The following is a 13,674-nucleotide window of genomic DNA, read 5'->3' as shown; positions in this document are numbered from 1 at the left end:
CATTAAGAATTCGCAATGTATGCAGGGACGAGGCCCGGCGCGGCGGCGAGAGCTATGCGCTAGAATGCGCCGCTACAGGCCTGCCTATCAATCGGGAGATCTTATGTGGCGCTGCCTGATCGTCGAAGACGACGCTGACAATGCCCGTTATATCGCAAACGGGCTCAAAGAATTGGGCTATGACCCCGTCATCAGCATGGACGGCGCGACCGCGCTCCAGCGGGCGACCACCGAGCACTGGGATGCCATCATCCTGGATCGGATGCTGCCCAACGATGTCGACGGATTGTCGATCCTCTGGTCACTGCGATCGCTGGGCAAGAAGACTCCCGTTCTGGTGCTCAGTGCGTTGACGGCGTTGGACGAGCGCGTGCGCGGGTTGAAGGCAGGCGGCGACGACTATCTCACCAAGCCCTTTGCTTTCCCCGAACTTGCCGCGCGGGTCGAGGCCCTGATCCGTCGCGCGTCGCCGCAATACGAACAGCGGCAGTTGATCGTGGCGGATCTCACGTTGGATTTGGTCAGTGGGCGTGTCACCCGAGGCGGACGGACGATCGCGCTGCAGCCGCGGGAATACAAACTGCTTGCCTATATGATGAATAACGCCGGCCAGGTGCTCACGCGCACGATGCTGCTGGCCACGGTCTGGGGCTATCACTATGACCCGCAGACAAACGTGATCGATGTGCACATCAGCCGCCTGCGCCAAAAGGTCGATGGCGAATCCGACACGCCGCTGATCCATACCGTGCGCGGGGTGGGCTACAGATTGGCGGCGCCCGATGGCGCGCTCGATCCACGCACATCATGATCCGCCGTCTGGGCCAGCTGTTCAACGCGATCTCGAACTCGGTCGCGTTTCGCCTGACGCTCAATTACAGCGTGCTGGCGTTGCTGACCTCGCTCGTGTCCTTGATGTTCGTCTACTACCAGAGCGTCAAGATTCTGGAGTCGCAGTTTTCCCGTCAGGTGCAAATCACCGCGCAGAGGATGAACGCGCATTATGAGCAAGGCGGGCTGGCCGGGTTGGCGAACGAGATCACGCTGGAGATGGCCGATCACGTCAATTCGGACACCGAGATGTTTATGCTGCTGGATCCGATCGGCCGCATGGTGGTGGGAAACATCGCCTGGGATCCCAGCGATGCGCCGCTAAACGGCAGCGGCGTGATGCGATCCGTCCTGCTACGGGGCGAGCCCGCGCACGGCTATCTGGTGGCCCGCACTCTGCCCGACGGATCGACACTGATCATCGGCCATGACCTGCGCGACTTGTACGAGCTCACGGACTTGATTCGAACGGTAAGCTTGGCCGCCACGGGCGTCATTGCGCTGCTCGTCCTGCTGGGCGCGGCGCTTTTTCGGCGCGTTTTGCAGCGACGCGTCGAGGTCATACGGCGCACTGCTGCCCAAGTGGGCGCGGGTCAGTGGGGCCAGCGCATCCCGGCGCATCCGACGCAGGACGAATTTGCCATGTTATCCAACGATATCAACGGCATGTTGGATCGCATCGAACAGCTCATGCATGGCGTGCGCAATGTCTCGGACGCGGTGGCGCACCAGCTGCGCACACCGCTCACGCGCATGCAGGCTCGATTGCGTACCATCGACTGGAACGGTGCGCCGCGCGAAGAAATCCGCGCCAATGTGGAGCGTTTATCGGCGGAGCTGGATGATCTGGTGAAGATCTCGGAAAAGCTGCTTCATATCGCGGAGCTGGAATCAGGCGCGCGCCGCAAAGACTTCGAACCGATACGACTGGACACCATCGCCCATGATGTCGTGGACTTGTACGAGGCAGTGGCAGAAGAACAGAACGCCGAACTGTGGCTGGACAGCAGTACGCCCGCGCCCATGCGCGGCGATCCCGATTTGCTGGCTGGCGCGCTGGCCACGCTGGTGGACAATTCGCTGAAGTACGCGGGCGCGCATGCCCGCATCCAGATCACAATCACGCAAAATTCACACCAGACTACACTGACCGTGACGGATAACGGCCCGGGTATCCCACCCGAGAAACTGCCCCGTATCGGCGAACGTTTTTACCGTGCACACCGGCATGTGCCTGGCTATGGGTTGGGCTTGACGACAGTCATGGCGATTACCCGCTTGCACGATGGGACGATGACGTTACACAATGCCGAACCCGGTTTATGCGTGCGGCTGATTTTCCCACAAGGGTCGGAGGTCATCGCGGCCTCGGCTTAGCGTCAAGGTGCTCTCCGCGCGCCCGCTTGGAGCCGCGCAGCTGGCCATATCGCGGCCGCCACTTGCCTGTCCACGGTGACGGTCTGCCCTGCATGACCGTACGCCTGCCCGGCCCCCGCTGTTGGAGAAACTCGCGTGTTAATAGAATATTTGAAGCTGGTGGGCCTGGGGCTGTTCACGCTCTTGCCGCTGGCTAACCCCCTCACGAGCGTGACGCTGTTGCTGGCGCTCGGCCGGGACTTTACTCATGAAGAGCGCAACCGCCAGGTCGATCGATCCACGCTTTATGTGTTGGCCATCATTCTGGTGTGCTTCTACGCGGGCCACGCCATCATCTCCGGCTTTGGCATTTCCATACCGGGGCTGCGCATCGCGGGCGGGCTGATCGTGGCCTACATTGGGTTCGGCATGCTATTTCCCGCCAGTACCCAAAGCGAAACGGATGCACAAATCAATATGGCCCCGGAGACGACCGTGCACCTGGACACGTCTCACGGCCCGCATCGCCCGCCTCCGCGCGACATTTCGTTCATCCCGCTGGCTTTGCCAGGCACTGCCGGGCCGGGAACGATTGCGTTGATTATCAGCAATGCATCGGCGATGCACAGTGGAGGCGCATTGCACCTGTGGCAGCACTTGGCGGTCATAACGGTCGCCGTGCTGATCGCGGGAATTTTCTGGATATGTATGCGCAGCGCCGAGCAAGTGACGCGCTTTCTCGGTCAATCGGGCATCGATGCCGTCTCGCGCATCATGGGCTTTCTGTTGATCTGCATGGGCGTGCAAATCATCATCAACGGCATATTCGAGCTAATGGGCCGGCCCGTACCGGCCTGATCCATCACAAGGCGGGCGGTTCGATCCAGAAAAACCGTTCGCCCTGCGCGAGCATGTCGGCGACGCCTTCAGCCTCCAGGCGAAAATCCGTGCCCATCAAGGACGCACCACCATTTTCATGGATGTGGATCACGGCAGGGGGATCACCCTGCATGGTGTACCAATAGTAGCCGGGCTTGAGGTCATGCGATTTCGGTTCCATGTGGCTCAGTATATCCAGAAGGTTGGTGTAAGAATGTAACTGGAGCGTTGCAACGCTGACAACGGCATGAAATTTCAGTCGATTACAGCGGGGCGCCTCGCCCTGGGAAAGATGACACAGCCCCGATTTTTGCGTTGCAGCAAAAACGCCGGATGAGGGCCGCCCCCTGTAGCGGTTTGTCGCGTTTTGACCGGGGAGCGAGACGATTTAGGGGTGAAAAAGTCCGACAATGGCCCCATTCGTTCACTATGGCTGCCTTCGGGCGGCAAGGTAGGATCCAAATGAAAAAGTGGTTCATCGCGAGCCTTAGCGTTGCCGGGTTGATGATGTCCAGTGCGGCCATGGCCCGTGTGGATATTGGGGTGTCGATCGGTGTGCCGGGTGTAATCTACCCAGCGCCGGTCTATGTCGCGCCGCAGCCCGTCTACGCCCCTCCGCCGGCGGTGGTCTACGCCCCGCCTCCCGTCTACCGGGCTCCGCACTACGTGCGCCCCGCCCCTGTGTATTACTACGGCAATCGTCATCACCCTGGAAAGGGACCGAAGCATCATCATCATCCCCACAAACACCATGGGCCTAAACACGGTCACCGACATTAATTCCTGACGCGGGCGAAAAAAGGGCGGCGCATTTCTTGCGCCGCCCTTTGCACTGAGTGCACTACTACCAGTGCCTTGCGCTGATAGTCGTCCCTGTCGCTCCTCACCCCACGATTTTCACGGGGGTTGGCGGCGTGGGCATACGGCGGGGCGTGCTGGGTGCACGCCACCAGCCATTATGCGGACGGGTGCGCGAATTCAGGTTCACCATTGAATCGTACTCCGTTAATACCCTCGAACACTTGCATGCGATGTTGCTCGGCTTCGGTCAGACTGGGCAGCGGCTGCTGGCCGGGAATCATCCAACTTTTCTCCGGTGCATTCGCACCGAGGCGACGCGTCCAGATGCGCACTTTGAAGCCTTGGCCGTCCTCCTCGACCACGTCGCAACGCACCCTAAAATCACCGATCATCTTCGAATTCATTTTTTGTACCCCCAAGCTTGGTGACAACAACTCCGGTAAACGGATGCGCGTATTGTGCCTTAAAGATGCGGCCCTAATTTACGTGCGTACATTTACTGACATCAAAAACCGGATCGTTGCCAACAGGTTACGGTATGAATAAGTTGGAAATATGACAGTCACCGATAAATCGAACTACACCTTATCGGCTCGTGTAGCGACATCAGAGTTAGCAACTGCCGTGCCTGAGGCAGGACCGGTGGGGGTATTAAGGGGATCCAGGTAGCTGTCGTGCACTAATTGCGCCACTGACAGCATGCCGACCAGCCGGCCAGCGCTATCGACCACGGGCACACCCTCAGTCGGGGATTTGAGGATTCGGGTGGCGGCCGCCGATATCAAGGTATCGGGGCTAACGGGGACGACGCCTGCGGCCAACATACCCCGCAATGGCGAACGATAGCCGCCCGGCCCCGGCCACAGAGGCCACGCGCGACCGGTAGTCGAGCGTCGGCGCAGTAATTCGAGCTGTGTCACCATGCCCAGGTAACGACCGCCCTCGCCCACCACCGGCAGGGCAGACACATTTAGACGTTTCAGGAGTTTCCACGCCTGGCGCACGCTGGTGTCGGGGGCCAAGGTCGCGACGGGCGCCACCATCACTTCGCCACAGCGCAACGTGCGCGTGCGCCGTTGTTGGGCGCGTTCTAGCGCCTGTCGCGCTACTTCGTAAATATCACCGGATTCCATGGCCAGCAATTCGCCGCGCTCTTGGAGAATCTCATCGATGTCATGCCGCAGCAATCCTGCCCATTCCTCCTTTTCCGGAAGCTCGGGCTCGTCCTTACGGAACAGCGCATAGGGATAGTTGCCGCGCGTAGCGGCATGGTAGAGCAGTGCGCAGGCCAACATCAGGCACGAATTCAGCAGCACCGGGTTGAGCACGAATGCATAGCCCGCGTCATGCACCGAGGCATCGCCCAACACCGCGGTCAGCGCGATCGCGCCGGATGGCGGGTGCACGCAACGCAGCATGAACATCAAGCCAATCGCCAGCGTCACGGCCACACAAGTGGCCAGCATCGGATCAGGCAGCCATTTGGCGACGGTCACCCCCACAAGCGCCGCGATGACATTACCCGCCAACAGTGGCCAGGGTTGTGCCAAGGGGCTGGACGGTACGGCGAACAGCAATACAGCGGAGGCGCCGATGGGCGCTAGCAGAAGCGGAGTATTGTGCTCGGGCTCGCCCACAGCCGTCGATAGCACGCCCGTCACCAGAAGCCCGATCAGAATGCCCACGCAGGCGCGCAGGCGTTCCTTGGCCGGCACATGCAGTGGTTGGGGCCAGAAACGCATTAACCAGGAGGAAAGTGACGATCGCGATGCGGCCATAGGAGCTTATGCGTAACAGACGCAGCATCCCGCGCGCGAAGGCGGCACAAAGGGGCACCGCTGCAGCTGCCCGGAACCATGAACAACGACCGACCGGCCTGCAACACCGGCGATCTGGGATCAGGCGCGGCCGTCGCGTGACGGCGCGCGCCCAGGACTTCAGGCCTTCAGGACGGTCAGACCACCCATATAGGGCTGCAGGGCCTTGGGGACGACGATACTGCCATCGGCCTGCTGATAATTTTCCAGCACGGCCACCAGCGCGCGGCCCACGGCCAGACCCGAACCGTTGAGCGTATGCAGATATTCGGGCTTGCCTTGCGCCGGACGGAAGCGCGCCTGCATGCGACGCGCCTGGAAGGTCTCGCAGTTCGATACCGAGGAAATTTCGCGCCAGTTATTTTGCGCCGGCAGCCAGACTTCGAGGTCGAAGGTCTTGGCCGCGCTAAAGCCCATATCGCCCGTGCACAGCAGCATCACGCGATAAGGCAATTCGAGCAGTTGCAGTACACGCTCGGCGTGGCCGACCATTTCTTCGAGAGCCTGATACGACGCCTCGGGGTGCGCGATCTGCACCATTTCCACTTTGTCGAACTGGTGCTGGCGAATCATGCCGCGCGTGTCGCGACCGCCGCTACCCGCCTCGGAACGGAAGCACGGCGTATGCGCAGTCAATTTCAGCGGCAGATCGGCTTCGGGCACGATGGTGTCGCGCACCGAGCTGGTCAGCGTGATTTCGGAGGTGGAAATCAGATACTGGTCTTCGCGCACGATTTCATTGCCACGATCGTCCAGCACCTTGGGTTCTTCATCCTCGCCCCCTTTGGAGACGGCGAACATATCGTCCTTGAATTTCGGCAACTGACCGGTGCCAAACAAGGTCGAGCTATTGACGATGTACGGCGTATAGCACTCGGTATAGCCATGCTCGCCAGTTTGCAAATCGAGCATGAATTGTGCGAGGGCACGATGCAGGCGCGCGACCTGGCCACGCATGAACGAAAAGCGCGCACCCGACAGACGCGCCGCCAGATCGAAATCCAGGCCCAGCGGTTCGCCAAGCGCGACGTGATCCTTGGGCTCGAAGCCCAGCGGCTGCGGATTGCCGTCCGCGGCGGGAGGATTCGGCAACCAGCGGCGCACTTCGACGTTGTCGTCCGAGGACGCGCCCTTGGGCACGCTCGGGTGCGGCAAGTTCGGAATCGACATCAGCCACTCGTGAAGCGACTGTTGCACGGTGGCGAGTTCGTCTTCGAGCTGCTTGAGCTGGCCCGGAATCGCTTGCGATTCGGCCAGCACGGCCGAGGCGTCCTGCCCCTGGGATTTCAGCTGGCCGATCTGCTTGGCGAGCGCATTACGACGCGCTTGCAAGGCCTCGGTCTGCGTCTGGACGGCCTTGCGGCGAGACTCCAGCTCGTTGAACCGTTGCGTGTCGAATTCGACGCCACGGGATTGGAGGCGTTCTACGACGGTTTGCAGGTCTTTACGCAGCAGTATCGGGTCTAGCATGAGCGGGCAGGATTCAGGTTGACAAAAGCCGGCAGCGACTAAGCCGCCATGGCGGGCGATGCGCCGCGAGCCGTGAAGCCCGCGAACGCAAGACGGTCTTGGATTTTAGCCTTTTATTTCTGACGGGCTTCTTCGTCGAGCTTGCGCAGAAAAGCCAGCTTTTCTGCAATCTTCATTTCCAGACCACGCGGCACGGGGCGATACCAGCGTGGCGCGCGGATGCCTTCGGGGAAATAATTCTCCCCTGCGGCGTATCCATGCGGCTCGTCATGGGCATAACGATAGGCGTGGCCGTGGCCAAGCTCTTTCATGAGCTTGGTCGGCGCATTGCGCAGATGAATGGGGACTTCGCGGCTCTTGTCCTGTTTCACAAAAGCGCGCGCCTGGTTGTAGGCGTTGTAGCCGGCATTGCTCTTGGCGGCGACGGCGAGATAAATGACCGCCTGCCCTAACGCCAGTTCGCCCTCGGGGCTGCCCAGACGCTCGTACGTGGCGGCGGCATCGTTGGCGATTTGCATGGCGCGCGGGTCGGCCAGGCCAATGTCTTCCCAGGCCATGCGCACGATCCGGCGCGACAGATAACGCGCATCAACACCGCCATCGAGCATGCGCGAGAGCCAATAAAGCGCCGCGTCCGGGTCAGAACCCCGCACCGATTTATGCAAGGCGCTGATCTGGTCGTAGAACGCATCACCGCCCTTGTCGAAACGCCGCAGATTCTGCGAAAGCGAAATTTCCAGCCACTGCGCGTCGATTTCTTGCCGGCCCGCGGCCTGCGCCGACTCGGCCACGACTTCGACGGCGCTGATCAGACGACGCGCATCGCCATCGGCCCATGCCGCCAACTGTTCGCGCGCATCGGGGTGAATTCGCATATGGGCCGACTCCGGCTGCCCATCGTTCAACGCGTTGATCGCCCGGTCGATGAGCTGCTGCAGTTCCTCGGCATTGAGCGACTGCAGCACGTACACGCGCGCTCGCGACAGCAATGCGGAATTCACTTCGAACGAAGGGTTCTCGGTTGTGGCGCCGATAAAGGTGAACAGGCCACTTTCCACGTAGGGCAAGAACGCGTCCTGCTGCGCCTTGTTAAATCGGTGCACCTCGTCGACAAACAGAATCGTGCGCCTGCCCTGCCCTTGCGCAACCTGAGCGGTCACCACGGCATCGCGGATATCTTTCACGCCGCCCAGCACAGCGGAGATCGCAATGAACTGGGCATCGAAGCCATCGGCCATCAAGCGCGCAAGCGTGGTCTTGCCCACGCCAGGCGGCCCCCAGAAAATCATCGAATGCGGACGGCCGGACTCGAATGCGACACGCAAGGGCTTGTCCGGGCCCAGCAGATGCGTCTGCCCCACCACGTCGGCAAGCGTACGCGGACGCAGGCGCTCGGCTAGCGGCACATAAGGCCGGTGCGCGGGATCGTCAGCAAACAGGTCGTCGGTCATGACGGCATCAGGTCGGCGAGGAATAACGGATCACGGGCTGATCCGTTTTACATATTGACCACGTCCACACCCGAAGGCGGGGTGAAGCTGAACTCGGTCGCCGGCAGGGATGGATTGGCCTGGATGTCGGATAGCTCGACACGCGTGGTCTGTCCGAACGAATCGAGCAGTTCGACGCGCGCGGGCAGATTGTTCCGCAGGCCAATATCGACTTGGGCAAAGCCCGCGTCGGCGCTGCGCGGCTTCGCGCGCAGCCATTCGAGCCCGTCACGAGCAGGCAGTGGCGACACATTGAAGGCTTGCTCAAGGTCGCCCGAGCCAAACAGAATCGCCGCGGGCGACGCGCCTATGGCCTGATCCACCTGGCGCACCGTGACCTGCGCGAGATCGGGATCGTACTGAAACAGTCGCTGCCCATCAGACACCACGAGCTGTTCGTACGGTTGATTGACCGCCCACTTGAATTTACCGGGACGCTGGAACGCGAAGTCGCCACGTTGCGCCCTTTGCGTGGCGCCCTGCGCGCCGGTGGTGGACTGGGTGAACTTGCCCGTCGCGCTATTCACATTCGCGACAAAGGCCTTGAGCTGAGTTTGCGCATCGGCCGCCATCGCGGCCATTGGGCTCATCGCGAGCAGCGCGGCCGTCGCAACCCCGACGGCCCAAGTACGGCAGGCAACTGACATCAGGCTTCCTCTTTCGCCGGCACCAGGATCTCCCGATTGCCGTTTGATTGCATTGCCGACACCATACCCGATTGCTCCATCTGCTCGAGTAACCGTGCCGCACGGTTGTAACCAATTCGCAGATGACGCTGCACCAGTGAGATCGACGCACGGCGATGTTTAAGCACGACTTCGCAAGCCTGGTCGTACATCGGGTCGGTTTCCGCATCGGTCATGCCGGTCACGCTGCCCACGCCATCGCCCGTCTCGCCTTCGATCGCGCCTTCGAGCAGGCCCTCGATGTAGTTGGGCTCGCCTTGGGTTTTCAAATGCTCGACCACGCGGTGAACTTCGTCATCGTGCACGAACGCACCATGGACCCGCACGGGCAACCCGGAGCCAGGCGGCATGTACAGCATATCGCCCTGGCCCAGCAGCGTTTCCGCGCCCATTTGATCCAGAATCGTGCGCGAGTCGATCTTGGACGACACCTGGAACGCAATACGCGTGGGGATGTTGGCCTTGATCAAGCCGGTGATCACATCGACGCTGGGGCGCTGCGTGGCGAGTATCAAATGGATGCCCGCCGCGCGCGCTTTCTGCGCCAGGCGCGCGATCAGTTCTTCGATCTTCTTGCCCACCACCATCATCAGGTCGGCCAGCTCATCGATCACCACCACGATGGTCGGCAAGGGCGACAGCGGCTCGGGTTGATCGGGCGTCAACGAGAACGGATTGGGAATCGGTGCTTCGCGCTTGATGGCATCGCGGATCTTGGCGTTGTAGCCAGCCAGGTTACGCACGCCCATTTTGCTCATCAGGCGGTAGCGCTTTTCCATTTCGCCGACACACCAGTTCAAGGCGTTGGCGGCGTGGCGCATGTCGGTGACGACGGGCGCGAGCAGATGCGGAATGCCTTCATAGACACTCATCTCCAGCATCTTGGGATCGATCAGGATCAAGCGCGTATCGGCCGGGCCGGCCTTGTAGAGCAGCGACAGGATCATGGCATTGATCCCCACCGATTTACCCGAGCCGGTGGTACCCGCCACCAGCAAGTGCGGCATCTTGGCGAGATCGGCCACCACCGGGTTGCCCGCGATGTCCTTGCCGAGCGCCATCGTGACGACCGAGTTGCTGGCGTGGTAGGTCTGCGACCCGAGGATTTCAGACAGCTTCACCATCTGCCGACGCGGATTCGGCAGCTCCAGGCCCATCAGGTTCTTACCGGGGATGGTTTCCACCACGCGAATACTGACCAGACTCAGCGCGCGCGCGAGATCCTTGGCCAGATTCACGATCTGGCTGCCTTTGACACCGGTCGCGGGTTCGATCTCGTACCGGGTGATGACGGGCCCCGCTTGCGCGGCGACAACGGTGACATTCACACCGAAATCGGCCAGTTTCTTTTCGATGAGCCGCGAGGTGAACTCGATGGTCTCGGCCGATACGGTTTCCTGACTCTGCGCGGGTGCATCCAGCAAACCGATCGCGGGCAGATCGCCATCACCAGGGGGCGGCGAGAACAGCGTCTGCTGCTTTTCTTTTTCGACACGGACCGAGCGGGGCACCACGGTGATGGCGGGCTCGATGCGCACCGGCTGCTCGTGCGCGAGTTTCTCGTGTTTGGCTTCAACTTTTTCGGTGCGCACAGCCTTGGCGACCTCGCCTACCTTGCGGTCCTGGCGCGCGGTGTAAGTATCGCGAATACGACGGCCCACACCCTCGACCCAGATGCCCACCCGCTCGGCCACATGCAGCCAGGAAAACGAGAAAAAGAGGCTCAGGCCAATCGCGAGCATCACCAACAGCGCCAGTGTCGCCCCGGTAAACCCAACGGCCTGCGAGAGGTTCGTCGCCAGCATTTGCCCGATCACACCGCCCGCGCCACTGGCGCCATCGGTGCCTCCCGGCAGATGCATGCCCCAGCTATAAAGCCGCAGCGCCTCGATTCCGAGGGAACCAATCAGCACGAGGAAGAATCCAATCCCTTCTTCCCAACGCACGCGTGGCAAAACCTCGTCGGGCTTGTTGGTATTGGCCCGCAAATGGCTGGCCAGCCGTCGATAACCGGCACGGACGCGCTGTAAGAGGAGCACGACCCACCACCAGGCAGAAAAGCCGAACAGGTAGAGCAGGATGTCCGATAGATAGGCGCCAAACATCCCGCCGCGGTTATGGATCGCCTCATTGGTGACAGAATGCGACCACCCCGGATCAGAGGGCGACCACGTGGCGAGCACCAGTGTGAGCCAGGCAGCCAACGCGGCAAACAAAATCCAGCGCGCCTCGCGGAGCAAGCCGGAGATACGCGTTTGCAGCGGAGACGGGCCGTTACGGGTGTTGCGCGAAGCGCGGGGGGAGGCAGTTGAAATACGCGGCATGCGGCTCATTATAATTGGGCATCACTCTAAAGATACTGACCTATGTCCACCTCTAAACACGCTAAAGTTTTGATACTTGGATCCGGCCCCGCCGGTTACACGGCCGCGGTCTACGCCGCCCGGGCCAATCTGTCGCCGGTGCTCGTGACGGGCCTGGCGCAGGGTGGGCAATTGATGACGACCACTGACGTCGACAACTGGCCGGCCGACTTCGCCGGCGTGCAAGGGCCGGAGCTCATGCAGCGCTTTCAGCAGCATGCCGAGCGTTTCAATACCGAGATGTTGTTCGACCATATCGCCAAAGTCGACCTGTCCAAGCGCCCATTCACCCTGACGGGCGACACGGGCAATATTTACACGTGTGACGCGCTGATCATCGCCACGGGCGCATCGGCCAAGTACCTGGGCCTGCCGTCCGAAGAGGCCTTCATGGGCCGCGGCGTGTCGGGCTGCGCGACGTGCGACGGGTTCTTCTATCGCAATAAGGATGTCGTCGTCGTCGGCGGCGGCAATACCGCTGTCGAAGAAGCCCTGTATCTCTCCAATATCTGCCGCAAGGTCACCGTCATTCATCGCCGCGACAAGTTCCGCGCCGAGCCGATCCTGATCGACAAGATGATGGAAAAAGTCGCCAACGGCAATATGGAACTCAAGCTCTTTCACACGTTGGACGAAGTCTTGGGCGACGATAGCGGCGTGACGGGCGTGCGTATCCGTCATACCGAGACTGGTGAGACCGAGGATTTGGCCGTCATGGGCGCTTTCATCGCCATCGGTCACCAACCGAATACCGGCATTTTCGAAGGTCAGCTCGAAATGAAGGACGGCTACATCGTCACCAAGAGCGGCCTGTCGGGCATGGCCACCATGACCTCGGTGCCAGGCGTATTCGCCGCAGGCGATGTGCAGGATCATGTCTATCGTCAAGCCATCACCAGCGCCGGCACGGGCTGCATGGCCGCTCTGGACGCACAACGGTGGCTGGAGAATGCGCAATAACAAAGGCGGCCTGGCCGACCTGAAACGGCTGCAGCAGACGTTGCAGCGCTCGCGCGCCGAGGCCGAGCGCGCGGCCCGCGAGGCCGCCGCGCGAGCCGCCGATGTGGACCCCGACGCGTTTCGCAAAGCCACGCAATCGGTCACGCCACTAAAACCCACCGGACGCCGTGAGGTCAGGCCGGACACGGCGAAGACCCTCTCGGCCGCAACCGTCGTGCGCAAACCGATAGATGAGTCCGTCGCAATGCGGCGCGCGGCGGCGATGGGAGAAACTCTGTCCCGTGCCGATGCCGGCTTATCCGACGGCGCGGACGTCGCGCACTTACTCTCCGAGGGCGGCACCGCGTTCGTGCGGGCCGATGCGGCTCCCGACACGGCGCGGAATCTGCGCCGGGGGCGATGGCCCGCCGGAGCCGAATTAGACTTGCACGGACTGCGCGTCGAACAAGCTCGCCACGCCGTGGTGTCGTTCCTCGACGAATGCCTCGAACATGGCATCCGCTGTGTACGCATTGTCCACGGCAAAGGCTATGGTTCCCAGGGGCTGGAGCCGGTCCTCAAAGACAAAGTGCGCACATGGCTGGTTCAGAAAGCCGACGTCATGGCGTTTTCTGAGGCCTCTGAACGAGAAGGCGGCGCGGGCGCGTTGCTGGTGCTATTGCGACAAACCGGGACACGACGCGCATGAAATGGATATACCTGGGTATTGCCATCGTGGCCGAGATCATCGCCACCAGTGCGCTCAAAGGCTCGCAAGGCTTTACCCGACTCGCGCCCTCGGCCCTGACCGTGGCGGGCTATGCGGTGTCGTTCTATTTTCTGTCGATGACGCTACGGTATATCCCGGTGGGCGTTGCCTATGCCATCTGGTCGGGCGTGGGCATCGTGCTGATCTCGTTAATCGGCGCCCTGCTGTTTGACCAGCACCTGGATCTGCCCGCCATAATCGGCATTGGGCTCATCATCGCGGGGGTTGTGGTGATGAATGTCTTTTCGAAATCGGTTGGCCATTAAGTCGCTT

The 13,674-nt window shown here is 61.4% G+C and carries 14 protein-coding genes; 7 read left to right on the top strand and 7 right to left on the bottom strand.

Annotation, left to right across the window (positions count from 1 at the left end; genetic code table 11):
• The first annotated feature begins 103 nt into the window (after positions 1-103).
• The 3 genes from GOQ25_RS18820 (at position 104) to GOQ25_RS18810 (ending at position 3,045) form a co-directional block, all read left to right on the top strand.
• On the top strand, positions 104-811 hold the full coding sequence (locus tag GOQ25_RS18820) for a response regulator transcription factor (protein ID WP_160352005.1): 708 nt from the start codon (positions 104-106) through the stop codon (positions 809-811).
• Positions 808-2,208, top strand: coding sequence for a HAMP domain-containing sensor histidine kinase (locus GOQ25_RS18815; RefSeq protein WP_160352004.1), 1,401 nt, complete (start codon positions 808-810; stop codon positions 2,206-2,208). Before GOQ25_RS18820 ends, GOQ25_RS18815 begins: the two co-directional genes overlap by 4 nt.
• Before the next feature lie 135 nt (positions 2,209-2,343).
• The gene (locus GOQ25_RS18810) at positions 2,344-3,045 is read left to right on the top strand and encodes a MarC family NAAT transporter (protein WP_160352003.1); all 702 of its coding nucleotides are present in this window, start codon (positions 2,344-2,346) and stop codon (positions 3,043-3,045) included.
• Positions 3,046-3,049: 4 nt separating this feature from the next.
• Here the strand turns inward: GOQ25_RS18810 and GOQ25_RS19435 are convergent, their stop codons facing one another.
• A complete protein-coding gene (locus GOQ25_RS19435; RefSeq protein ID WP_202109545.1) occupies positions 3,050-3,247 on the bottom strand; it encodes a hypothetical protein in 198 nt (65 codons plus the stop codon).
• A 281-nt stretch (positions 3,248-3,528) separates the two neighbouring features.
• Here GOQ25_RS19435 and GOQ25_RS18805 point away from each other — a divergent pair, with 281 nt between their 5' ends.
• Positions 3,529-3,846, top strand: coding sequence for a virulence factor (locus GOQ25_RS18805; RefSeq protein WP_160352002.1), 318 nt, complete (start codon positions 3,529-3,531; stop codon positions 3,844-3,846).
• Between the two features lie 176 nt (positions 3,847-4,022).
• On the opposite strand, the gene GOQ25_RS18800 is transcribed toward GOQ25_RS18805, so the two are convergent.
• From GOQ25_RS18800 to GOQ25_RS18775, 6 genes are all read right to left on the bottom strand, one after another.
• A complete protein-coding gene (locus GOQ25_RS18800) occupies positions 4,023-4,271 on the bottom strand; it encodes a hypothetical protein (RefSeq protein ID WP_160352001.1) in 249 nt (82 codons plus the stop codon).
• 174 nt (positions 4,272-4,445) lie between these two features.
• A complete protein-coding gene (locus tag GOQ25_RS18795; RefSeq protein ID WP_160352000.1) occupies positions 4,446-5,645 on the bottom strand; it encodes an HPP family protein in 1,200 nt (399 codons plus the stop codon).
• 159 nt (positions 5,646-5,804) lie between these two features.
• Positions 5,805-7,154 (bottom strand): serine--tRNA ligase, encoded by a 1,350-nt coding sequence (gene serS, locus GOQ25_RS18790; RefSeq protein WP_160351999.1) that lies wholly within the window; start codon positions 7,152-7,154, stop codon positions 5,805-5,807.
• Between the two features lie 113 nt (positions 7,155-7,267).
• Positions 7,268-8,605, bottom strand: a complete 1,338-nt coding sequence (locus GOQ25_RS18785; RefSeq protein WP_160351998.1) for a replication-associated recombination protein A — start codon at positions 8,603-8,605, stop codon at positions 7,268-7,270.
• A gap of 47 nt (positions 8,606-8,652) precedes the next feature.
• A complete protein-coding gene (gene lolA, locus GOQ25_RS18780) occupies positions 8,653-9,291 on the bottom strand; it encodes an outer membrane lipoprotein chaperone LolA (RefSeq protein ID WP_160351997.1) in 639 nt (212 codons plus the stop codon).
• Entirely contained in the window at positions 9,291-11,654 is a 2,364-nt protein-coding gene (locus tag GOQ25_RS18775) for a DNA translocase FtsK (protein ID WP_202109536.1), read from the bottom strand. The genes lolA and GOQ25_RS18775 overlap by 1 nt, the downstream gene beginning before the upstream one ends.
• A gap of 42 nt (positions 11,655-11,696) precedes the next feature.
• Between GOQ25_RS18775 and trxB the strand changes: the two genes are divergently transcribed.
• The 3 genes from trxB to GOQ25_RS18760 are packed head-to-tail and all read left to right on the top strand — an operon-like array spanning position 11,697 to position 13,667.
• The gene (gene trxB, locus GOQ25_RS18770; protein WP_160351995.1) at positions 11,697-12,653 is read left to right on the top strand and encodes a thioredoxin-disulfide reductase; all 957 of its coding nucleotides are present in this window, start codon (positions 11,697-11,699) and stop codon (positions 12,651-12,653) included.
• A complete protein-coding gene (locus tag GOQ25_RS18765; protein ID WP_160351994.1) occupies positions 12,643-13,341 on the top strand; it encodes a Smr/MutS family protein in 699 nt (232 codons plus the stop codon). The genes trxB and GOQ25_RS18765 overlap by 11 nt, the downstream gene beginning before the upstream one ends.
• The gene (locus GOQ25_RS18760) at positions 13,338-13,667 is read left to right on the top strand and encodes a multidrug efflux SMR transporter (protein ID WP_160351993.1); all 330 of its coding nucleotides are present in this window, start codon (positions 13,338-13,340) and stop codon (positions 13,665-13,667) included. Before GOQ25_RS18765 ends, GOQ25_RS18760 begins: the two co-directional genes overlap by 4 nt.
• Positions 13,668-13,674 lie beyond the last annotated feature (7 nt).

Source organism: Bordetella sp. 15P40C-2 (assembly GCF_009763235.1).
Taxonomy (GTDB): domain Bacteria; phylum Pseudomonadota; class Gammaproteobacteria; order Burkholderiales; family Burkholderiaceae_B; genus Bordetella_A.
This window is presented reverse-complemented; position numbering and strand designations above follow the sequence as displayed.

Excerpts from the sequence above, each read along its gene's own strand:
- GOQ25_RS18820 (WP_160352005.1), top strand. The coding sequence starts at position 104 with ATGTGGCGCTGCCTGATCGTCGAAGACGACGCTGACAATGCCCGTTAT.
- GOQ25_RS18815 (WP_160352004.1), top strand. The coding sequence starts at position 808 with ATGATCCGCCGTCTGGGCCAGCTGTTCAACGCGATCTCGAACTCGGTC.
- GOQ25_RS19435 (WP_202109545.1), bottom strand. The coding sequence starts at position 3,247 with ATGGAACCGAAATCGCATGACCTCAAGCCCGGCTACTATTGGTACACC.
- GOQ25_RS18805 (WP_160352002.1), top strand. The coding sequence starts at position 3,529 with ATGAAAAAGTGGTTCATCGCGAGCCTTAGCGTTGCCGGGTTGATGATG.
- GOQ25_RS18800 (WP_160352001.1), bottom strand. The coding sequence starts at position 4,271 with ATGAATTCGAAGATGATCGGTGATTTTAGGGTGCGTTGCGACGTGGTC.
- GOQ25_RS18795 (WP_160352000.1), bottom strand. The coding sequence starts at position 5,645 with ATGGCCGCATCGCGATCGTCACTTTCCTCCTGGTTAATGCGTTTCTGG.
- serS (WP_160351999.1), bottom strand. The coding sequence starts at position 7,154 with ATGCTAGACCCGATACTGCTGCGTAAAGACCTGCAAACCGTCGTAGAA.
- GOQ25_RS18785 (WP_160351998.1), bottom strand. The coding sequence starts at position 8,605 with ATGACCGACGACCTGTTTGCTGACGATCCCGCGCACCGGCCTTATGTG.
- lolA (WP_160351997.1), bottom strand. The coding sequence starts at position 9,291 with ATGTCAGTTGCCTGCCGTACTTGGGCCGTCGGGGTTGCGACGGCCGCG.
- GOQ25_RS18775 (WP_202109536.1), bottom strand. The coding sequence starts at position 11,654 with ATGCCGCGTATTTCAACTGCCTCCCCCCGCGCTTCGCGCAACACCCGT.
- trxB (WP_160351995.1), top strand. The coding sequence starts at position 11,697 with ATGTCCACCTCTAAACACGCTAAAGTTTTGATACTTGGATCCGGCCCC.
- GOQ25_RS18765 (WP_160351994.1), top strand. The coding sequence starts at position 12,643 with ATGCGCAATAACAAAGGCGGCCTGGCCGACCTGAAACGGCTGCAGCAG.
- GOQ25_RS18760 (WP_160351993.1), top strand. The coding sequence starts at position 13,338 with ATGAAATGGATATACCTGGGTATTGCCATCGTGGCCGAGATCATCGCC.